Raw genomic sequence first — 19,451 nt, 5'->3', positions numbered from 1 at the left:
TGCGGCGTCGCGTCGTTCGTGCTCGCGACCGTGATCGGTGGCCTGTTCGGCGCCGGCCTGCTCCTCAGCGGCATGACCGATCCGGCCAAGGTGGTCGGCTTCCTCGACGTGAGCCGCAGCTGGGATCCCAGCCTGGCGTTCGTCATGGGCGGCGCGATCCTGGTCTACGCGCCGCTCATGCGCCTGGTGCAGCGCTGGCGGAAGACGCCGTGGGTCGACACCGCGTTCCACCTCCCGAGCCGGCGCGACATCGACGCCGGGCTGGTGGTCGGCGCGGCGATCTTCGGCGTCGGCTGGGGCCTGGGCGGCCTGTGCCCGGGCCCGGGCGTGGTCGCGGCGGCGTCCGGCAGCACCACCGGCGTGCTGTTCGTGGTCGCGATGCTCGTCGGGATGCTGGCCCAGCACGGCTGGGTCCGGCGCTGACTACTCCTCGATCCCGAGCGCGCGCATCCGGCGCCACAGCGTCACGCGCGACAGCCCGAGCAGGCGCGCGGCGCGGTCGCGGTTGCCGGCGGTGCGGGCCAGCGCGTCGCGGATGCGGCGGGCCTCGGGCGGCCCCACGTCGGCCAGCGGCGGCGCCGCCGTCACGGTGACCTCGGCCGCCAGCGGCAGCGGCGCCGCCAGCTCGTCGGGCAGGTCGCGCAGCTCGAGCACCGGGCCGTCGCCGATCGCGAACGCGTAGGCGATCACGTTGCGCAGCTCGCGCACGTTGCCGGGCCAGGCGTGGCGCTCGAGCGCGACCGCCGCCGCCGGCGCGACGCTGACGACCTGGCGGCGGCCGTGGCCGTTCCACTCGGTGATCAGCTTCTCGGTCAAGAGCTCGACGTCGCTGGGCCGCTCGCGCAGCGGCGGCAGCCGCACCGGGATCACGCGCAGGCGGAACATCAGGTCGGCGCGGAACCGCCCGGCCTCGACCTCGGCCCGCAGCGCGCGGTGGGTGGCCGAGACCACCCGCACGTCGACCGGCACCGGGTCGCGCCCGCCGACCGGCAGCACCGTGCGGGTCTCGAGCACGCGCAGGAGCTTGGCCTGGAGCTCGAGCGGCAGCTCGGCGACCTCGTCGAGGAACAGCGTGCCGCCGTGGGCGAGCTGGAAGTGCCCCGGGTTGTCCTTGATGGCGCCGGTGAACGCGCCCTTGGCGTGGCCGAACAGCTCGCTCTCGAGCAGGTTGGCCGGCAGCGCCGCGCAGTTGAGCGCGCGGAACGGGCCGGCGTGGCGCGGCGACAGCGCGTGCAGCGCCCGCGCGACCAGCTCCTTGCCGGCGCCGGTCTCGCCGCGGACCAGCACGGTCTCGTCGGTGTCGGCCACGCGCTCGACGATCCGGAACAGCGTCTTCATGCGCGCGTCGCGGGTCCACATGCCGTGGAACAGCACCGGCGCGCCCGCGTCCTCGGCGGCGTCGGCCAGGTACACGGTCCAGCCGACCGGCGGCCCGTCGACGTCGGCGACGATCGGGATCGACCTCACCCGCACCTGGGCGTCGCCGCGGCCCGGGTGGGCGATCAGCGCCTGGAACGGCACGCCCTCGGCCAGGGCCTCGGCGAACGGGCGCTTGCCGCGATCGCCGCACAAGAGCGTCGCCGCCGACGTGCCCAGCGGCGCCTGCGAGCCGAGCATCGCCTCGGCCGCCGGCGTCGCGAAGCGCACGCGCAGCTCGCGGTCGAGCACCAGCGCGGCGCCGATCAGATCGTCGAGGAGGTGCCCGACCAGGGCGTGATCGTCGGCGCGGGGGCGGGGGCTGGCGCGGGTCATCGGGCGGTGCGCGCGGGGGACGGGCCGAGCATGGCGGCAGTGTAGCCGGTCGGCGTCGCGCCGACGGGCGCCGGCCGCGACTTGTGGCCGCGCGCCCGCGGGCGTCAGCCGCGGCCGTGGCAGCGCTTGTACTTGGTGCCGCTGCCGCACGGACACGGCGCGTTGGGCCCGGGGCGCTCGGGCGCGGCGACGGCGCCGTCGACGTAGACCCAGCGCTGATCGAGGCGGCGGAACCGCGAGCGCTCGCGCTGCGTGAACGGCGCGCCGCGGTGCACGCCCGCGGCGGCGAACTCGACGATGCCGGTCGCGTCGTCGACGCCGCCCGCGACCGTGGCGACGATCGTCAGCCCGGCCCAGGTGGTCGCGGCGGTCCAGGCGACCAGCCCGGCGCGATCGACGCCGCGGCGCGTGGCCGGATCGTGCGTGGCGATCAGGTGGTCGACCGCGCCGCGCACGTACGCGGTGTAGCGCGACCGCATCAACGCCAGCGCGGTCGGCGCCGGCGCGCCGGCCAGGATCGCGGCGCAGCACCCGGCCTCGGGCAGATCGGAGCCGCACGGGCAGCGCGCGTCGAGCATCGCCCGACCATGCCACCGCCGCCGGCGCGGGTCAGCCGGCGGCGGCGCGATCACGGCGCCGTCGGTCAGCGCTGGCCGCGCGCGGCCCGGGCCCGTTCGCGCAGCATGAACAGGTACAGGTCCTCGACCTTGGCGCGCGCCCACGGGGTCTTGCGCAGGAACTTCAGGCTCGACGGCACGCTGGGATCGTCGGTGAAGCACCGGATCCGCACGCGGGTCCCGAGGTCGGCCCAGCCGTAGGTCGCGACCAGCTCGGTCACGATCGCCTCGAGCGTGAGGCCGTGGAGCGGGTTGTTGCGCTGGTTGGTCGCCATGGGTCAGCGGGGCGGGGCCGGGGCCTCGGCCGCCAGCGTACAGCCATCGGCGTCGCCGAGCTTGCACGCGCGCGCGAAGTCAGCGACCGCGGCCTTGCGCTGCCCGAGCCGGGCGTAGGCCTTGCCGCGCCCGATCCGCCAGGCGGCGGTGTCGTCGGCGGCGATCACCTGGGTGAGGTCGGCGATCGCCGCCTGGTAGTCCTTGGCCTGCAGCAGCGTGATCGCGCGCAGGCCGCGGACCTCGTGATCGCGCGGCGCCAGCTCGAGCGCCCGCGCGCACGCCGCGCCGGCGTCGGCGCCGGTCTGGAGCAGGCGCACGCACAGATCGCGGTAGGCCTCGGGCCAGTCGGGCGCGAGCGCCACCGCCTGGCGCAGGCTGGCGACGGCGTCGGCCGGCGGCTCGCGCCGCGAGCGCTCGAACCAGCCGCGGGCGCTGGTCGGGTCGGCCTCGCCGGCGCGCTGGGCGGCCGACGCGTCGAGGACCTTGCCGAACAGCCCCACGAAGTCTCGCGCCAGGGCGCGCTCCTCGGGCGTCGCCGGCTCGGTCCGCGACGTGGTCGTGGTGGTCGTCCAGCCGCTCGGCTCCGACGCGCGCGCCGGCTCCGCGCGCCAGTCCGAGGTCGTGGCCGGGCGCCCGTCCGCGAGCATCGCGATCACCACCAGCGCGATCAGCGCGGCCGCGATCGCCACGAGCAGCGGGCCGCGTCGTCGCCGCGGCGTGGCGACGGTGGTCGGCGCGGTCGCCGCGATCGGCGCGGCGGTCGGGGCGGGCGCGGTGGCGACCGCGGTCGCGCGCTCGGCCGCCTGCACCAGCGCGGCGAGGGCCGCGTCGTCGGGCGCGTAGGCCAGGCCGCGATCGCACGCGGCCAGCGCGGCGAACGGCTCCCCGCCCGCCAGCGCCGCGCCCGCCGCCGCGGCCGCCGCGCGCACCTGCCGCGGCGCCACCCGGGCCTGGTAGGCCGCGGGCGCGGCGATCAGCGCGGCGCGCTCGTCGTCGTCGGCGCCGTCGAGGTCGTGGGCCGCGAGCCAGGTCGCGAGCGCGGTCGCCAGCGCGGCCGCGGTCGGGCGAGCCTCGGGCGCCGGCGCCAGGCACCGCGCCACCAGCGCGCCGAGCTCGGCGTCGACCCGGCGATCGATCGACGTCAGCGCCGGGTAGGTGCCGATCAGCGTCGCGGCCGCCTCCTCGCCGCCGCGCGCCCGCGCGAACGGCCGGCGCCCGGCGGTCCACTCGTAGAGCATCACGCCGATCGCCCACACGTCGGCGGCGGCGTCGACGGCGCGGCCCTCGAGTTGCTCGGGCGCCATGTAGCCGATCGAGCCCACCGTCGTGCCGGTCTCGGTCAGCCGGGTCATGCCGTCGCGCCACGCCAGGCCCAGGTCGATCACCGTGACGCGGCCGTCGGGGCTGGCGATCACGTTGTCGGGCTTGAGATCGCGGTGGACGTAGCCGGCCGCGTGGAGCGCGGCGACCGCGCCGGCGATCGGCGCGGCCAGGAGCGCGGCGGCCTCGGGCGGCAGCGCCGCGCCGGCGGCCAGGGCCCGCAAGGTCGGGCCCGCCAGCAACGGCAGCACCAGGTATGGCCCGAGCTCGTCGTCGACGCCGTGATCGAGCAGCGTCACCAGCGCCGGGTGGCGCAGCGCCGCCAGGGCCGCGGCCTCGTGGGCGAACCGGGTCCGGGCCGCGGGGTCGAGCTCGGCCGCGGGCGCGAGCACCTTGATGGCCACGGGCCCGTCGGGGCCGTCGGCTCGATACACCTGTCCGCTGCCCCCTTCGCCGAGGCGTTCGCGAACCTGGTATGAACCCAGGCGTATGGAAGCGGAGCGGTCCACGCGGCCGGGGTACGAGCTGATCGTCTCCTCGAGCAGTGGGGTAGCGGTTCGAGCGCCGCTGGTCAAGCAGATCACCACGGTCGGATCGGCGCCGGCCGCCGATCTGCGGGTCGCGGCGCTGCCGGCCCACTGGGCCACGATCCACCGGGTCGGCGGCGCGGTCGACGTGCACGTGCTCGCCGGGGGCCAGCGCCTGACGCTGGTGGCCGATCAGGTGGTGCAGATCGACGGCTACTCGGTCGGGCTGGTCACCGCGGGCGAGACCCTGGCGCTCGACGTCCTGGCCGAGCGCCTGGCCGGCGCCGACGGTCCGGCCGACGCCCTGACCACGATCGTCGACGGGGTCATCGCCGTGGCCGGCGCCGACCTGGGGGCGGTCATCCTGGCCGAGCGCGGCGGCTTCACGGTCGCGGTCGCCCGCGACGCCAGCGGCCGCACCCTCGACGACGCCGACCAGCTGCTCAGCGACACGATCGTCGACGAGGTGCTCGGCAGCGGCGCCGCGGTGCGCGCCGACGACGTCGCGGCCGGGCCGTACCGCGACGTCCGCTCGGTGGTGCGCCTGGGCCTGCGCGCGGTGGTGTGCCTGCCGCTGCGCCTGGGCGGGCGCACGCTCGGCGCGATCTTCGTCGGCGGCCGCGCGCGGCCCTTGGTCTTGCCCGAGCGGGTCCACGCCGACCTCAAGGTGGTCGCGGCGCTGGCGCTGCCGTTCCTGGCCCAGGTCCGCCGCCGGGAGGCGCCCGCGGCCGGCCCCGACGACGTGCTCGGCGACTCGGCGCCGATCGAGGCGGTGCGCCGGCTGATCGCCCGGGTCGGCCCCACCGATCTGTCGGTGCTGATCGGCGGCCCGTCGGGCGCCGGCAAGGAGGTCGTCGCCCGGGCCCTGCACGCGCGCAGCCGCCGGGCCGGTCGGCCGCTGGTGGCGATCAACTGCGCCGCGGTGTCGCCGTCCTTGCTCGACGCCGAGCTGTTCGGGTACCGCAAGGGCGCGTTCACCGGCGCCGCCAGCGATCGCGCCGGCCTGATCGAGGCCGCCGCCGGCGGGGCGCTGTTCCTCGACGAGATCGGCGACATGCCGCTGGCGATGCAGGCCGCACTCCTACGCGTACTCGAGCAGCGCGAGGTCCGTCGGCTCGGCGACACCGAGGCCCGCGCGGTCGACTTCCGGTTGTTCGCCGCCACCCACCGCGATCTCGCGGCCGAGGTGGCCGCGGGGCGGTTCCGCGAGGATCTGCTCTACCGCATCCAGGAGGTGCGGATCGACGTGCCGCCGCTGCGCGACCGCGGCGACGACGTGCTCTTGCTGGCGCGGCTGTTCCTGCGCCAGATCGAGCAGCAGCTCGGGCTGCCGACGCACGCGCTGGCGCCCACCGCCGAGGCGGCGCTCCGGGCCCACGCCTGGCCGGGCAACGTGCGCGAGCTCAAGGCCGCGATGCGCCGGGCCGCGATCCTCGCCGACGGCAGCACGATCGCGGTCGCGGACCTGCAGCTCCCAGCCGCGCCGGCCACGCCCGGCGCCGGGCCGGCCGCGGTCGACCGTGACGCGCCGCTGGCCGAGGCCCGCGACGCGTTCGTGAAGGCCTACGTCACCGCGGCGCTCGCGCGCTGCGGCGGCGATCGCGAGGCCGCGGCCCTGGCGCTGGGCATCGGGGTGCGCTCGCTGTACCGATACCTCGAGTAGCGCTGCTGCCGGATCCGGCAGCGCCGCTGCCATCGATGGCAGGGCGCCGCGCGCCGGTCAGCGCAACTACCTGGACCCACTCGCGCCCGCGCCTGGCACGCGCCGTGGATATACGGTCGCCATCCACGAAAGGACTCGCCCGATGTCTCGCCTCCTCGCCTCATTCGTCCTCGCCCTGACCGTCCCCGCCGTCGCCTGCTCCGGCGGCAGCGGCGGCGGCGGCGCGCCTCCGCCCAAGCCCGCCACCGGCGCCCCGCTCACGTTCCAGGTCACCAAGGTGACGCCGGGCGAGCGCGGCGCGCTCGACGTCAAGGCCTACAACTTCTCCGACAAGACCGTCGCCGGCTACGGCATCCTGATGCGCTACGCCGACAAGGACGGGCAGCGGGTCAAGGTCAAGGTCGGCACCCCGTTCGAGAAGGACTTCGACTTCTGGTCGATGTCGGGCAAGAAGTACGCGTGCAAGCCCAGGAGCTGGTGCAGCTTCGAGCTCGATCACCTCGAGATCCCCGCGACCGCGGCCAAGGCCGAGGTCATCGCCAGCTCGCTGCGCGTGCTCGCCGCCGACGGGATGAAGTTCGAGGACGCCGACCTGTGGGCGCTCGATCGCCAGATGGAGTGGCCCGAGTCGGTCCAGTGATCGGGCGCGGTCGGCGCCGGCCGCGCTCGACCTGACCGCGCCGGGGCGGTCTATGATCGCCCGCGATGCACGACCCCGCGCTCTACAACGAAGACCTGGCGCCGGTCCCGCTCGAGAGGCGGACCTGGCGCACCGGCCACATCGCGGCCTTGTGGGTCGGCATGGCCATCTGCGTGCCGACCTACACCCTGGCGTCGGAGCGGGTCGGCAGCGGCATGAGCGCGTGGCAGGCGGTCATGGTGATCGCCCTGGCCAACCTGATCGTGCTGGTGCCGCTCATGGCCAACGGCCACCCCGGCACCCGCTACGGCATCCCGTTCCCGGTGGTCGTGCGCGCGTCGTTCGGCGTGCGCGGCGCCCAGCTGCCCGCGATGCTGCGGGCGCTGGTCGCCTGCGGCTGGTTCGGCATCCAGTGCTGGTTCGGCGGGCTCGGGCTGTGGGCGACCGCCTCGGCGCTCGCGCCGTCGGTGTCGCTGCCCGACGTGACCTTCCTCGGCGCCGACGTGGCGCCGCTGTGCTGGTTCGTCGTGTTCTGGTTGATCAACGTGTTCTTCATCTGGCGCGGGATGGAGTCGATCAAGTGGCTCGAGACCCTGGCGGCGCCGTTCCTGCTCCTGTGCGGCGCCGGCCTGCTCGGCTGGGCCATCGTCCGCGGCGGCGGGCTCGGCACGATCATGTCGCAGCCGGCGACCAAGCCGCTGTCGGAGACGTTCGCGGTGGCGCTGACCTCGGGCGTGTCGTTCTGGGCCACGCTCGCGCTCAACATCCCCGACTTCTCGCGCTACGCGCGGAGCCAGCGCGATCAGGTCCTGGGCCAGGCGCTGGCGATGCCGACCTCGATGACCCTGTTCGCGTTCATCGGCGTCGCGACCACCGCGGCCACGGTGCTGGTGTTCGGCGAGGCCATCGCCTACCCCGATCAGCTCGTGACCAAGTTCGGCAGCCCGCTGATCGTCGGGCTGTCGATGCTGGGCCTCGCGATCGCGACCTTGTCGACCAACATCGCCGCCAACGTCGTGTCGCCGGCCAACGACTTCGCCAACCTGGCGCCGTCGAAGATCAGCTACCGCGCCGGCGGGCTCATCACCGCGGTCATCGGCATGGTGATCTGCCCGTGGCTGATCCTGAAGTCGGCCGGCAACTATATCTTCGTGTGGCTGGTGGGCTACGGCGTGCTGCTCGGGCCGATCGGCGCGATCATGATCGTCGACTACTTCGCGCTGCGCCGGACCGTCCTCGAGGTCGACGACCTGTACCGCCGCGGCGGGCGCTACGAGTACAGCGGCGGCGTCAACTGGCGGGCGATGGCGGCGTTCGGCCTGGGCGTCTTGCCGTGCCTGCCCGGGTTCCTGGTCGCGGCCAGCGGCGCGGCGCCGGCGACGGTGCCAGCGCTGTTCAACCACCTCTACACCTGGGCCTGGTTCGTGTCGTCGGGCGTCGCCGCCGCGGTCTACTACGGGCTCATGCGCCGGCGGGTGTGACGGCGACCAGCTCCTCCCAGGCCCACGGCATCGACGACACCTCGGCGAGCTCGACGGTCAGCGACCAGGTCGGCGCGTGGGCGGTCGCGCGCCACTCGACCTCGTGGATGACCTCGGCCGGGCCGACGTCGCGGTCCTCGATCGCGGCGGTCCAGCCGCGGCCGTCGATCCGGCGATCGAGCTCCTCGCGCACGGCGCAGTAGCCGCGGTAGGTCACCACCAGCGCGGTCGGATCGAGCAGCGGGAACGCGGGGTCGAGGCGCCGCGCTCGGGCGGTGGCGAGCGCGCAGAAGTCGGCGACGCCGCGCGGGGTGGGCAGCGGGAGGAGCGTGCGCCTGAGCCAGGTCGTCAGCTCGCGCTGACGGTAGTCGGGCAGGCGCGCGCGCAGCGCCGCGACCGCGTCGGGGCGGGCCTGGAGCTGCGGCAACACGCCGCGGAGCACGTCGCGGAACCACGGGCTGGCCACGACCCGGGCGACGAACCCCTCGAGATCCTCGTCGAGCAGCCCGCGCAGGCGGTCGATCTCGGCCGTGAGCATCGGGCGAGCGTCGCACGATCCTGCGCGCCGGCGGGCATCCGCGCCGCGCTCGCGCTACCGTGGTCGCGCCATGACGTCCACGCCCGTCGAGCTCATCGGTGACGACCAGCACTTCGGCTACCGCCTGCTCGAGATCATGCACGATCCCGACGAGGGTCCGGTGGCGCGGCCGTTCTTCAGCGGCCGCGTGGTCACCGCCGCCGAGCGGGTTGCCTACGCGGACTTCCTGACGGCGCGCGGCGACGTCCGCGGCGAGGTGGTCGCGCTGACGGCGCGCCTCTCGGCCGAGCCGACGGCGGCCGACGCACCGGCCGCGCGCGCGCGTCTGACCGCGCTCGTGCCCCAGGTCGACCCGGGGTGGTGGGCGCTGGTCCGCGAGCCGCAACACCTGCTCAACTGCGGCGAGGCGCGCGCGCGCCACCCCGGGGTCCGGTTCGCGTACGCGTGCCCGCGGTCGTGGGAGCAGCTCGCGCCCACGGCCAGCGCTGGCGTCCGGCACTGCGACGGCTGCCGCGAGGACGTCCACCGCGCCGACACGATCGACGCCGCCGCAGCGCTGGCCCGGGACGGGCGCTGCGTCGCCGTGCCCGCGGCGCTGGCCGAGACCGCGGCCTACCCCGACGGGCGCACGATGATCACCGGGCGGCCCGCGCACCCGGTGCAACGGTGGAGCGCGCAGCTGTTCGGACCGTTGCCCGAGCACGACGACCGATGACGGGCGCGTGACCGCGAGCGGTGATCAGAACAGGTCGGCGCGCAGATCGACGATCGTGGTCGGCGGCGCCGCGACGAAGACGTCCGGGGCCAGCGCGGCGCCCAGCGCCACGTTGATGGTGCGCTCGAGGTAGTACGGCTCGTCGTGGGTCGAGACCCGCCCGTTGATGATCAGCCGCGCGACCTGGCCGGGCTCGAGCGCGATGCCGGTGCGCGCGGCCCGCGGCGGCTGGCCGACGGCCGGGCTCCAGCGGAGCGCGAGCGTCGCGCGCTCGGCGGTGAGGGCGATCCCGACGTCGCCCTCGACCTCAGGCGCGGCCGCGGCGGTGCGCGCGCTGACCCGCTCGACCGCGAAGGCGACCGGCACGCCCTCGAGGTCGCCGCGCTCGAGCTGACGGACGTGCGCGAAGGCGTAGGCCGCCGCCGGCGCCGCCATCGCGAACGCGCGCGGTAGCCGGTTGCGCATCGTCGCCGCCGGCGCGCCCCGCGCGCGCTTGGTGTAGATGACGTCGACCTGCTGGATCCAGAGCATCGCGCGGCAGCGTAGCGCGGCCCCGGCGGCGAAGTTCGAGCTTGACCTCGCGCGCCAGATCCGTAGTGTGGCCGGACGACGCACGGTCGCTGCTGGCGCGTCGTTCCTTCCCTCGGTCCTCGAGCCGTGGCGCGTCCGTGCGCGCTCGCTCGAGGACGCGCCCGTCCGCGCGGCCTGCGCCGCGCCGGAGTCAGCCCGTCATGTCCAGCAGCTTCCGTGTCCGCGACCGCGTCCGTCGGACCGACGACGCGCACGTCACCATCGATCACCCTGACGGCGTCCCGATGACGCTCCTGGCCGGCGCCGACGTGCCGGTCGAGGACGACGCCATCGTCGCCGCCGTCGACTTCGCCCGCCTGGCCGGCACCCTCGACGACCTGTGGCAGCGCCAGCGGCGCGGCGCGATCGCGCCGTACTGGGGCGACCAGCCCGGGCGCCTCGAGCAGGTCGTGCTCACGCCCGATCTGCACAAGGGCAGCGGCATCCCGGTCGGCACCGTCGCGGCGTGCCGCGGCTTCGTCGTGCCCCAGGCGGTCGGCAACGACGTGTGCTGCGGCATGCGCCTCGCCGTCACCGACGTCACCGCCGACGAGCTGGCGCCGCACCTCGACGCGCTGGCGCGGCCGCTGCGCCACGCGTACTTCGAGGGCGGGCGCGACGTGCCGCTGTCGCCGGCGCAGCGCGAGGCGATCCTGCGCCGCGGCGTCGCCGGCCTGGTCGACACCTTCGCCGACAACGCCGACCACGGCGTCTGGCGCGGGCTCACCGCCGCCGGGCTCGCGGCCGACCTGGCGCGCGCGCACCTGGGCGGCGGCCTGCCCGCGCGCGACCTGCACACCTTCGGCGACTGGGTCCGCTCGTCGGGCGGGATCCACGGCCGCGACGCGCAGATCGGCTCGATCGGCGGCGGCAACCACTTCGTCGAGCTGCAGGTCGTCGACGAGCTCAGCGACGGTCGGATCGCGCACGCCTGGGGCGTCGGCCGCGGCCAGGTCGCGATCATGGCCCACTCGGGCTCGGTCGGGCTCGGCCACCTGGTCGGCGGCTGGTTCGCCGATCAGGCGCGCGCGATCTACCCGGCCGGCGTGCCGCACCCGGCCCACGGCTTCTACCCGCTGCCGACCGCCGGGCCGCACGCGACGCTGGCGGCGCGCTACCTCGACGCGCTGGCCAACGCCGCCAACTTCGCGTTCGTGAACCGCCTGGTGCTGGTGCGGCTGGCGGCGCAGGTGCTGGCCCGGGTGCTGGGCCGCGCGGTCGACGTGCGGCTGATCTACGACGCGCCCCACAACCTGATCTGGCCCGGCGACGACGATCTGCACCTGCACCGCAAGGGCGCGTGTCCGGCGCCCGGCCCCGACGGTGGGGCCGGGCCGTTCGGGTGGACCGGGCACCCGGTGATCATCCCGGGCTCGATGGGCGCGGCCAGCTGGTTGCTCGCGGGCGACGGCGCGATCGCGACGCTGTGCAGCGCGTGTCACGGCGCCGGTCGGTCGGTCGCCCGCGGCGCCGCCCGCCACGTCGAGCCGGCGGTCTGGGACGCGGCGCGGGCCGGCCTGCGGGTGATCACGCCGGTCGACGTCGACGATCCGATCGTGCGGCGCCGGCGCGACGTCATGGCCCGCCACGACGATCGCCTGAAGGAGGAGGGCCCCTGGGCCTACAAGGACGTGACGCCGGTGGTCGACACCGTCGCGCGCGCCGGCGTCGCGCGGCGCGTGGCGCGGCTGTGGCCGCTGGCGACGGTGAAGGGGTAGGGCCGACCGCCGCGTGGCGATGGCGTACACTGGCGACGGCCGATGACCCTCGACGAGCTCACCTCCAACGCCTACGCCCGCCAGGGCGGCGCGCTGCTGGTCGCCGTCGTCGTGGTGGTCGTGGTGACGCGGCTCTTGCGGGCGGGGGCGGCGCGGGCGATCGACGACAAGGACACGCGCTACCGCGTGCGCAAGCTGATCGGCGCGCTCGGCTACCTCGCGGTCGCGATCGCCGGGCTGTCGATCCTCAGCGGCGACTTCGGTCGCGTGACGGTCGTGCTGGGCGCGCTCAGCGTCGGCATCGGGTTCGCGCTGCAGGAGGTCATCGCCAGCGTGGCCGGGTGGCTGGCGCTGTCGTTCGGGCGGTTCTACGGCCCCGGCGATCGGATCCAGCTCGGCGGGATCCTCGGCGACGTGATCGACATCGGCATCCTGCGGACCACGGTCATGGAGTGCGGCGGCTGGGTCAAGGGCGACCTCTACAGCGGCCGGATCGTCCGGGTCGCCAACAGCTTCGTGTTCAAGGAGCCGGTCTTCAACTACAGCGGCGAGTTCCCGTTCCTGTGGGACGAGCTCACCGTGCCGATCAAGTACGGCAGCGACCACCGGGCCGCCCGCGCCATCCTCGAGCGGGTCGCGGCCGAGGTGGTCGGGGCCTACGCCGCGACCGCCAAGGTGTCCTGGGCCGAGCTGGTGCGCCGGTACCGGATCGAGGACGCGAAGCTCGAGCCGATGGTGACGATCGTGGCGAACGACAACTGGATCGAGTTCACGGTCCGGTACGCCGTCGACTACAAGGCCCGCCGGATCACCAAGGATCGCTTGTTCACGCGCATCCTCGACGAGATCGACGCCACCGGCGGCGCGGTCGCGCTGGCGTCCGCGACCTTCGAGCTCGTCGGCGCGCCGCCGGTCACGGTCCAGCTCGACGATCGCCGCACGCCGCCGCCCCCGCGCTGATCGGCGCGCTCATCCGCCCGGCGGGGTCCAGTCCGGCGGCGCCAGCTCGAACGTCTCGAACACGAACGCCGGCGCCACCGTGCAGCCGACCAGCGACCACGCGCCCTGAGGGCGGGCCTGCTGCCACCACCCGGCCGGCACGATCGCCTGCGGGCGCTGACCCGCGGCGAGGTCGTCACCCAGCTCGACGGTCGTCACCGGCGCCGCGCCGTCGGACATCGCCAGGGTCAGCGGCGCGCCGGCGTAGTGGTGCCAGATCTCGACCGCGTCGACCTTGTGCCAGCGGTGCCGGTCGTCGGCGCGCAAGAGGAAGTAGATCGCGGTGCCGTGGCCGCGGCCGCCGTCGGGGCCGTGGTCGCGCCAGGTCTCGCGGTAGTAGCCGCCCTCGGGGTGCGGCGTCAGGCCGAGGCGTGCGATCAGGTCATCGGCGGTCATGTCCGCGCATCTTCGCGGGCCGCCGCGCGGGTCACAAGTCAGCCGGCGCTGACGGGGCGCAGCCAGCTCCGCCCGCGCCTGACGAGCCTTGGCCGCTCGATCCAGCTGGTACGCTCACGCCCGATGGCGCGGATCATCGTGCTCGGGGCCGCCGGCGCGCTCGGCAAGCACGTCGCCGCCCAGGCGGTGGCGCTCGGTCACGACGTCACGGTGATGGTGCGCACGCCCGCGAAGCTGCCGGTCGGGTGGCGCGATCGCGTGCGCGTGCACGCCGCCGACATCGCCGCGTTGACGCCCGGCGCGCTGACCGCCGCGCTGGCCGAGCACGACGCGGTGATCAACACCGCGGGGCAGGTCACCGCCGGCGCGGGGTTCGTGGCGCTGGTCGCGCACGTCGTGGCCAGCCTCGAGGGCGTCGCCCCAGCCCGACGCCCGGTGGCCTGGTTCCTGGCTGGCGCCAGCGTGCTCGATCTCGGCGCGACCGGCGTCCGCGGCAACGATCTGCCGCTGGTCAAGCGCGGGTTCTGGCCCCACGAGGCCAACTGGCGTCGGCTCGAGGCGTCGTCGCTCGACTGGCGGCTCCTGTGTCCGGGCCCGATGCTCGAGGGCCCGGCGCTCGGCGCCGACGCGATCCACGTCGCGGCCGATCGCCTGCCGATCACCCCGGCGCGGCCGCCGCGCGCGCTGCGGGTGCCGGCGTTCCTGGCGGCGCTGCCGGCGATGACGGTGCCGTACGCCGACGCGGCGGCGGTGATGCTGGCGAACCTGGCGCCCGGCGGCGCGCTGTCACGGCGCCGGGTCGCCATCACGCGGCGCGCCGGCGCGTCGTAGGGGCGGCGCATGATCGACCGACGACACGAGGCCTACGAGGCCCGGCGCCGCGAGCTCACCGGCGAGTAGCCGCGCGCGCTACTGCCAGTGGCCCGCGGTCCACACGTAGTGGTCGCCCTGCAGCGTCCACTGCCCCGCGACCCAGACCTTCTGCGCCTTGGCGCGCTCCCAGTGGCCCGGGGTCCACGCGTACGCGCCGTCGACCCAGGCGTAGTTGCCCGCGATCCACACGTACCCGCGCCGCGGCGGCTGCGGCTGCTCGATCGGCGGCGCCGGCGGCGCCGCGCTCGGGAACTCGGGCACGTCGACCCAGGCCTCGCCCGCGTACTGCCACTGATCGCCGCGCTGCTCCCACTGGCCTTGCTGCCAGCGCTTGCCCTTGCGCGCCTTCTCCCAGCGCCCGCGGGTCCAGGTCCACTTGCCCTTCTTCCACTCCCAGCGGCCCGCGACCCAGACCGAGCCGCGGCGCGGCCGGCCGGCGTTCTCGACCCGCGTCTCCGGCGGCGCCACCGAGGGCGGCCCGCTCGGATCGATCCACGCGTCGCCGGTCCACTCCCAGTGATCGGCGCCCTGCCGCCACTGCCCCGGCTGCCAGCGCTTGCCCGGCTGATCGGCGGTCCACTGCCCCGCGGTCCAGGCCCAGGCGCCGTCGCGCCAGTCCCAGTGGCCGGCGGTCCAGACCTGGCCGCGGCGGGCCCGACCCGGGCTCTCGACCTGCGGCGGCGGCGGCGCCGAGGTCGGGTGCAGCGGCAGATCGACCCACGCGTCGGCCTGCCACTCCCAGCGATCGGTGCCTTGCTTCCACTGGCCCTGCTGCCAGCGCTTGCCCGCGCGCGCCGGCTGCCACTGACCGGCCATCCACGACCAGTTGCCGTCCTTCCAGTCCCAGCGGCCCTCGACCCACACGTGTCCCGCCGGGCCATTCCCGCGGTTGTCGACCTGCGGCGCCGGCGGCGCCACGTCGAGCCAGGTCTCGGCGACCCAGGACCACTGGTTGCCGCGCTGCTCCCAGCGCGCCGGCTGCGGTCGCTTGCCTGGGCGGTCGGGCTCCCAGCGCCCGCCGACCCAGGCCCAGTCGCCGCGCTCCCAGGCCCAGTGGCCCGCGATCCAGATCTGGCCGCGGCGCGGCTGGCCACGCTGCTCGCGCTGCGCCGGCGGCGGCGGCCGGTTCGGCGCGCTCACGGCGGGCGGGCGGCGACGACCGCGCGGCTGGGCCGAGGCGGCGGTCGGGACCGCCACCATCGCCACCAACAGCACCATCAGGACACGACGAAGGTTCGACATATCAGTTCATCTCCTGTTCACGGACGTGGGGACCGTAGCAGGCGCTGCAACCACTGGACCGATCCGGGATGTCGCACCCACGGGGCTCGCGGGGGCTCCCAGGGGCGACCGCTTCGGGCGGGTGGGCCCCTGCGCTCAGCGCGAGCGCATGCGGCTGACCAGATCGACCCAGCCCGCGACCGTGCCGCCGTCGCCGAGCGCCTGCGCGAAGCCGCGGCACACGGTCCAGCACTGCTGGCAGCCGGCCACGCGCGGATCGTCGTGCATGCGCGCGAGCAAGGTCGTCAGCGGCGTGTCGCGGATCGATCCGGCGGTCCAGTCGATGCGCTCGATGCACGGCGACACGCCGCCCTGGTGATCGATGTTGAACGACTGCTCGCCGGCGCGGCACCGGGGCAGCGCGGCCGTGTCGCCGGTGGTGAACGCGTCGATGCCGGTGACGTAGTCGCGGAACACCCGCAGGTGATCGTAGCGGCGGCGCAGCTCGAGCAGCCGCGCCGACAGCGGGGCCGTCGGCGCCACGCCGCCGGTGCCGCGCCGGTAGCCGCGGACCGAGACCAGCGTGACCCAGTGGCCGACGCCGGCGGCCTGGCTCTGCTCGAGCAGGCGCTCGAGGTCGGGCAGGTTGTCGTCCATCAGCACGGTCATCACGTGCAGCGCGCGGCCGCCGGCGGGCGCCGCCTCGCGCAGGTGCGCCAGCGCGCGCCAGGCCCGGGCGGTAGCGCCGTCGACGCCGCGGCGACGATCGTGGGCCGCGGCGTCGGCGTAGTCGATCGACACGCCGACCTGGGTGACGCCGGCGTCGAAGATCTGCCGCGCCAGGGTCGGCGTGACGAACCAGCCGTTGGTGTACAGGCAGGTCAGGTGCTGGCGCGACAGCACGCGCAGCACCTCGACGATGTCCTTGCGCACCAGGGGCTCGCCGCCCTCGACCGAGATGAACATCGTGCCGAGCGCGGCCAGCTCGTCGGCGAGGCGCGCGAAGTCGGCCACCGTGAGCTCCTGCTGCGGCGCGACGCCGTTGGGCCAGAAGTCGCAGAAGTCGCAGGTCATGTTGCAGCGGTTGGTGACCTGCACCAGCACCTGGAACCGGCGCCGGCGCGCGACCCCGAGCGCGAACGCCGCGTCCTTGCGCAGCTCGGCCAGCGTCACCACACCCAGCCTCGGACGCCGCGGGTGGCCATGCGCACGCCGACGTCGCGCAGCACCGCCGCCGCGCCGCGGTACTCATCGAGGATCTCGCCGAGCGTCGCGACCAGCCCGCGGATCTCGGCCTCGGTGATCGTCAGTGGCGGCTCGAGCTTGAGCACGTCCCAGGCGTGCGCGGTCGGCTGGCACACGTAGCCGGCCTCGAGCAGCCGCACCGCGATCCACTGGCCCAGGAACGGCGGCGGCGCCAGCCGGCCCAGCGCCGGCGCCAGCGCGCCGAGGCGCGCGCCCGCGGCCCGGAGCGTCGTGGTCACCGCGGTGCCCAGCTCGACGCCGACCAGCAGGCCGCGGCCGCGGATCGCGCGCACCAGCGGGTGGCCGCCGATCCGATCGTTCAAGAGCGCGACCAGCAGCGCGCCGAGCGTGGCGCTGCGCGCGGCCAGCCGCTCGTGCTCGAGCACGTCGAGCGTCGCGATCGCGGCGGCGCACGCCAGCGCGTTGCCGGCGAAGGTCGAGCCGTGCAGATCGAACCGATCGAGGCCGCCGTAGGCCCGCTGGTGCAGCGCGCGCGTGCACAGGGTCGCGCCGACGGGCACCATGCCGCCGCCGAGCGCCTTGGCCAGCACCAGCGCGTCGGGCACGACGCCCTCGGCGGTGCACGCGTAGGTGGTGCCGGTGCGGCCGAGCCCGGTCTGGACCTCGTCGAGGACGAGCTGGGTGCCGGCCTGCGTGCACAGCGCCCGGGCCTCGGCCAGGTAGCCCGGCGGCGCCTCGATCACGCCGGCCTCGGCCTGGATCGGCTCGACGACGAACGCCGCGGCGCGCTGGCCCTTGAGCGCCCGGCGCAGGCCGTCGACGTCGCCGAAGCGGACCGCGACCGTGTCGGCGCCCAGCGGCTCGAACGGCGCGCGCAGGCGCGGCGCGCCCATGATCGACAGCGTGCCCAGCGACAGGCCGTGGAAGCCGCCGTGGCAGTAGACCACCCGTCGGCGCCCGGTCGCGGCGCGGGCCAGCTTGATCGCCGCCTCGACCGCCTCGGCGCCGCTCGACGACAGGAGGGCGATCTCGAGGTCGCCGCCGACCGACGCGGCCAGGCGCGCCGCCAGCGCCGCCTCGTGCGGCGTCGGGCCCAGGTGGCACACGTGCACCGGCGACGCGGCCAGCGCGTCGATCAGCGCGGCGCGCACCGCCGGGTGGTTGTGGCCGAGGCTGGTGGCGCCGAACCCGGCCACGAAGTCGACGTAGCGCTGGCCGGCGTCGTCGACGAGCGTGGTGCCGTCGCCCTGCACCCAGACCCGACCGTAGCCGAGCACGCCGAGGAGCTTGCTGAACGTCGGGTTGACGTGGCGCGCGTACGCGGCCCGCACGTCGTCGCTGCTGCCTGGGTCCGTCACCGCTCGCGGTTTACCACGGGCGCGCCGGGGCGCGCCGGGGGTACCATCGCCGCGATGAGCCGGTCGGTCCGAGAGCAGGTCGATGGCTGACGTCGCGATCATCGGCGCTGGCCCCGCCGGCCTGGCGACCGCGGCCATGCTGCGCGCGACCGGCGCCAGCGTGCGCGTGCTCGATCGCGCCGGCGCGATCGGCGGCGCCTACGGCCGCATGGATCCGACGCTGGTGATGACGTCGCCGACGCGGCTGGTCGGCCTGCCCGGGCTGGCGCCGCCGATCGACGGGCCGTACGCCACCGCCGGCGCGTACCACGCGTACCTGGTCGACTACGCCGCGGCGCACGCGGTGACGCCCGAGGTCGGCGAGGTCACGGCGGTCGTCGCCGCCGGCGCCGCGTACGAGCTCGCGGTCGCAGGAGGTGGTGCCCGCGCGACCGTCGAGCGGATCGCGGCCCGCGCCGTGGTCGTCGCCACCGGCATGTTCGACTTCCCGGTGGTGCCGGTGCTGGCCGGCGCCGCCACCGTGCCGGTGATCCACGCCGCGGCCTGGCGCGCGGACCTGGCGGTGCCCGGCCGTCGGGTGGTCGTCGTCGGCGGCGCGTCGAGCGCGATCGAGATCGCCGAGCTGTGCGCGCGGCGCGGCGCGTGCGTCACGGTCGCGGCGCGGCGGATCTCGGCGACGCCGGCCACGATCCTCGGCGTCGATCCCGCGTTCGCGTTGTTCCCGCTGCTGGCCCGAGTGCGGCCGCGTCGGTGGTGCGCGCGCGGCCAGACCGTGCCGGCCGCCGATCGCGGGTTCGCGGAGCTCCGCCGCCGCGGGGCCATCACCGTGCGCGCCGACCTGACCCGGCTCGACGGCGCGCGCGCGACCTTCGCCGACGGCACCCGGGCCGACGTCGATCTGGTCGTGCTCGCCACCGGCTATCGCTTCGCCAGCGCGTTCCTGCCGGCGACGGTGGCGCGGTGGCCGCGCGGCACGCCCCGGTGCGACCGCAACCTCAGCGCCTCGCACCCCGGGCTGTTCTTCGTCGGCTCGCCGTGCGCCCGCAGCGCCGCGTCGCAGTACCTCTACGGCATCGCCCGGGACGCCGCCGCGGTCGCGCCGGCGATCGCGCGCTGGCTGCGGACGTCGCGCTGACCCGCGCTAGCGCCGGCGGGCGATCATCCGGACCGCGCGGCCGTGCTCGCCCGACGGCTTGACGTTGGTCATCTGCAGCACCAGCTCGTCGCTGTCGGGGCGATGGGCCAGCGTGATGCGCCAGCCCCACGGCGGCCCATCGCCGGCGGCGTAGGTGCCGAAGACATCGATCAGCGCCCACGGCGCCGGCGCGGCGGCGCACGGCATCGGCGTCGGGGAGTGCCAGGTGTCCGAGAAGTCGGCGCCGTCGGCGCGCAGCGCCAGGCGGCCGGTCTGCGGCGCGCCCTCGTAGGTCCAGGCGTACGTGACCGCGTCCGCGCCGACCGCGATCGTGCAGTCGCACAGGATGGCGGCGTTGCCCGCGGGGTCGAGCCACAGCTCGGCCGATCCGGTCCAGCTCGTGTTCGCCATCTCGTGCAGGGTCATCGGCATGCGCCGAGCGTACG

At 75.7% G+C, this 19,451-nt stretch carries 20 protein-coding genes; 9 read left to right on the top strand and 11 right to left on the bottom strand.

The window, feature by feature from the left end:
* Positions 1-18: 18 nt before the first annotated feature.
* Positions 19-423 carry a hypothetical protein gene (locus tag IPL61_39345; GenBank protein MBK9037237.1) on the top strand — a complete coding sequence of 135 codons (405 nt, stop codon included), beginning with the start codon at positions 19-21 and terminating at the stop codon, positions 421-423.
* On the opposite strand, the gene IPL61_39340 is transcribed toward IPL61_39345, so the two are convergent.
* From IPL61_39340 to IPL61_39325, 4 genes are all read right to left on the bottom strand, one after another.
* Entirely contained in the window at positions 424-1,752 is a 1,329-nt protein-coding gene (locus IPL61_39340; GenBank protein ID MBK9037236.1) for a sigma 54-interacting transcriptional regulator, read from the bottom strand. It lies immediately after the preceding gene.
* A gap of 104 nt (positions 1,753-1,856) precedes the next feature.
* The gene (locus IPL61_39335) at positions 1,857-2,330 is read right to left on the bottom strand and encodes an SEC-C domain-containing protein (protein ID MBK9037235.1); all 474 of its coding nucleotides are present in this window, start codon (positions 2,328-2,330) and stop codon (positions 1,857-1,859) included.
* 65 nt (positions 2,331-2,395) lie between these two features.
* On the bottom strand, positions 2,396-2,644 hold the full coding sequence (locus IPL61_39330; protein MBK9037234.1) for a DUF2132 domain-containing protein: 249 nt from the start codon (positions 2,642-2,644) through the stop codon (positions 2,396-2,398).
* A 3-nt stretch (positions 2,645-2,647) separates the two neighbouring features.
* The gene (locus tag IPL61_39325; protein MBK9037233.1) at positions 2,648-4,399 is read right to left on the bottom strand and encodes a protein kinase; all 1,752 of its coding nucleotides are present in this window, start codon (positions 4,397-4,399) and stop codon (positions 2,648-2,650) included.
* A gap of 55 nt (positions 4,400-4,454) precedes the next feature.
* Between IPL61_39325 and IPL61_39320 the strand changes: the two genes are divergently transcribed.
* From IPL61_39320 to IPL61_39310, 3 genes are all read left to right on the top strand, one after another.
* Positions 4,455-6,155 carry a sigma-54-dependent Fis family transcriptional regulator gene (locus IPL61_39320; protein ID MBK9037232.1) on the top strand — a complete coding sequence of 567 codons (1,701 nt, stop codon included), beginning with the start codon at positions 4,455-4,457 and terminating at the stop codon, positions 6,153-6,155.
* Positions 6,156-6,297: 142 nt separating this feature from the next.
* Complete coding sequence (locus IPL61_39315; protein MBK9037231.1) at positions 6,298-6,795, top strand: hypothetical protein; 498 nt, start codon at positions 6,298-6,300, stop codon at positions 6,793-6,795.
* Positions 6,796-6,860: 65 nt separating this feature from the next.
* Positions 6,861-8,276, top strand: coding sequence for an NCS1 family nucleobase:cation symporter-1 (locus IPL61_39310; GenBank protein ID MBK9037230.1), 1,416 nt, complete (start codon positions 6,861-6,863; stop codon positions 8,274-8,276).
* Here the strand turns inward: IPL61_39310 and IPL61_39305 are convergent.
* Positions 8,257-8,814, bottom strand: coding sequence for a hypothetical protein (locus IPL61_39305; GenBank protein MBK9037229.1), 558 nt, complete (start codon positions 8,812-8,814; stop codon positions 8,257-8,259). The genes IPL61_39310 and IPL61_39305 overlap by 20 nt on opposite strands.
* A 70-nt stretch (positions 8,815-8,884) precedes the next feature.
* Between IPL61_39305 and IPL61_39300 the strand changes: the two genes are divergently transcribed.
* Positions 8,885-9,529 (top strand): hypothetical protein, encoded by a 645-nt coding sequence (locus IPL61_39300; GenBank protein MBK9037228.1) that lies wholly within the window; start codon positions 8,885-8,887, stop codon positions 9,527-9,529.
* Between the two features lie 24 nt (positions 9,530-9,553).
* Here IPL61_39300 and IPL61_39295 read toward each other — a convergent pair whose 3' ends face one another.
* Positions 9,554-10,060 carry a hypothetical protein gene (locus IPL61_39295; protein ID MBK9037227.1) on the bottom strand — a complete coding sequence of 169 codons (507 nt, stop codon included), beginning with the start codon at positions 10,058-10,060 and terminating at the stop codon, positions 9,554-9,556.
* Positions 10,061-10,260: 200 nt separating this feature from the next.
* On the opposite strand from IPL61_39295, the gene IPL61_39290 reads away from it, so the two are divergent.
* Together IPL61_39290 and IPL61_39285 are read left to right on the top strand one after the other, a co-directional pair.
* Positions 10,261-11,817, top strand: a complete 1,557-nt coding sequence (locus IPL61_39290; GenBank protein MBK9037226.1) for an RtcB family protein — start codon at positions 10,261-10,263, stop codon at positions 11,815-11,817.
* A gap of 42 nt (positions 11,818-11,859) precedes the next feature.
* The gene (locus IPL61_39285; protein MBK9037225.1) at positions 11,860-12,777 is read left to right on the top strand and encodes a mechanosensitive ion channel; all 918 of its coding nucleotides are present in this window, start codon (positions 11,860-11,862) and stop codon (positions 12,775-12,777) included.
* A 9-nt stretch (positions 12,778-12,786) separates the two neighbouring features.
* Here the strand turns inward: IPL61_39285 and IPL61_39280 are convergent, their stop codons facing one another.
* Positions 12,787-13,212 (bottom strand): cupin domain-containing protein, encoded by a 426-nt coding sequence (locus IPL61_39280; GenBank protein ID MBK9037224.1) that lies wholly within the window; start codon positions 13,210-13,212, stop codon positions 12,787-12,789.
* Between the two features lie 123 nt (positions 13,213-13,335).
* On the opposite strand from IPL61_39280, the gene IPL61_39275 reads away from it, so the two are divergent.
* Positions 13,336-14,043, top strand: coding sequence for an NAD(P)H-binding protein (locus IPL61_39275; GenBank protein ID MBK9037223.1), 708 nt, complete (start codon positions 13,336-13,338; stop codon positions 14,041-14,043).
* 78 nt (positions 14,044-14,121) lie between these two features.
* Here IPL61_39275 and IPL61_39270 read toward each other — a convergent pair whose 3' ends face one another.
* The 3 genes from IPL61_39270 to IPL61_39260 form a co-directional block, all read right to left on the bottom strand.
* On the bottom strand, positions 14,122-15,303 hold the full coding sequence (locus tag IPL61_39270) for a YXWGXW repeat-containing protein (GenBank protein MBK9037222.1): 1,182 nt from the start codon (positions 15,301-15,303) through the stop codon (positions 14,122-14,124).
* Positions 15,304-15,462: 159 nt separating this feature from the next.
* Positions 15,463-16,479 carry a radical SAM protein gene (locus IPL61_39265; GenBank protein MBK9037221.1) on the bottom strand — a complete coding sequence of 339 codons (1,017 nt, stop codon included), beginning with the start codon at positions 16,477-16,479 and terminating at the stop codon, positions 15,463-15,465.
* Positions 16,476-17,870 carry an aspartate aminotransferase family protein gene (locus IPL61_39260; protein MBK9037220.1) on the bottom strand — a complete coding sequence of 465 codons (1,395 nt, stop codon included), beginning with the start codon at positions 17,868-17,870 and terminating at the stop codon, positions 16,476-16,478. Before IPL61_39260 ends, IPL61_39265 begins: the two co-directional genes overlap by 4 nt.
* Before the next feature lie 82 nt (positions 17,871-17,952).
* On the opposite strand from IPL61_39260, the gene IPL61_39255 reads away from it, so the two are divergent.
* A complete protein-coding gene (locus IPL61_39255; protein MBK9037219.1) occupies positions 17,953-19,005 on the top strand; it encodes an NAD(P)/FAD-dependent oxidoreductase in 1,053 nt (350 codons plus the stop codon).
* A gap of 6 nt (positions 19,006-19,011) precedes the next feature.
* Here the strand turns inward: IPL61_39255 and IPL61_39250 are convergent, their stop codons facing one another.
* A complete protein-coding gene (locus IPL61_39250) occupies positions 19,012-19,437 on the bottom strand; it encodes a hypothetical protein (GenBank protein ID MBK9037218.1) in 426 nt (141 codons plus the stop codon).
* Positions 19,438-19,451 lie beyond the last annotated feature (14 nt).

Source organism: Myxococcales bacterium, from assembly GCA_016717005.1.
In the GTDB taxonomy this organism is placed as follows: Bacteria; Myxococcota_A; Polyangia; order Haliangiales; family Haliangiaceae; genus UBA2376.
The sequence above is the reverse complement of the archived record's forward strand: the minus strand, read 5'-3'. Positions and strand labels throughout refer to the sequence as shown.

Coding starts and splice junctions, on each gene's coding strand:
- IPL61_39300 (MBK9037228.1), top strand. CDS start 8,885: ATGACGTCCACGCCCGTCGAGCTCATCGGTGACGACCAGCACTTCGGC.
- IPL61_39280 (MBK9037224.1), bottom strand. CDS start 13,212: ATGACCGCCGATGACCTGATCGCACGCCTCGGCCTGACGCCGCACCCC.
- IPL61_39285 (MBK9037225.1), top strand. CDS start 11,860: ATGACCCTCGACGAGCTCACCTCCAACGCCTACGCCCGCCAGGGCGGC.
- IPL61_39310 (MBK9037230.1), top strand. CDS start 6,861: ATGCACGACCCCGCGCTCTACAACGAAGACCTGGCGCCGGTCCCGCTC.
- IPL61_39290 (MBK9037226.1), top strand. CDS start 10,261: ATGTCCAGCAGCTTCCGTGTCCGCGACCGCGTCCGTCGGACCGACGAC.
- IPL61_39270 (MBK9037222.1), bottom strand. CDS start 15,303: ATGGTGCTGTTGGTGGCGATGGTGGCGGTCCCGACCGCCGCCTCGGCC.
- IPL61_39340 (MBK9037236.1), bottom strand. CDS start 1,752: ATGACCCGCGCCAGCCCCCGCCCCCGCGCCGACGATCACGCCCTGGTC.
- IPL61_39305 (MBK9037229.1), bottom strand. CDS start 8,814: ATGCTCACGGCCGAGATCGACCGCCTGCGCGGGCTGCTCGACGAGGAT.
- IPL61_39330 (MBK9037234.1), bottom strand. CDS start 2,644: ATGGCGACCAACCAGCGCAACAACCCGCTCCACGGCCTCACGCTCGAG.
- IPL61_39320 (MBK9037232.1), top strand. CDS start 4,455: ATGGAAGCGGAGCGGTCCACGCGGCCGGGGTACGAGCTGATCGTCTCC.
- IPL61_39255 (MBK9037219.1), top strand. CDS start 17,953: ATGGCTGACGTCGCGATCATCGGCGCTGGCCCCGCCGGCCTGGCGACC.
- IPL61_39295 (MBK9037227.1), bottom strand. CDS start 10,060: ATGCTCTGGATCCAGCAGGTCGACGTCATCTACACCAAGCGCGCGCGG.
- IPL61_39250 (MBK9037218.1), bottom strand. CDS start 19,437: ATGCCGATGACCCTGCACGAGATGGCGAACACGAGCTGGACCGGATCG.
- IPL61_39315 (MBK9037231.1), top strand. CDS start 6,298: ATGTCTCGCCTCCTCGCCTCATTCGTCCTCGCCCTGACCGTCCCCGCC.
- IPL61_39335 (MBK9037235.1), bottom strand. CDS start 2,330: ATGCTCGACGCGCGCTGCCCGTGCGGCTCCGATCTGCCCGAGGCCGGG.
- IPL61_39275 (MBK9037223.1), top strand. CDS start 13,336: ATGGCGCGGATCATCGTGCTCGGGGCCGCCGGCGCGCTCGGCAAGCAC.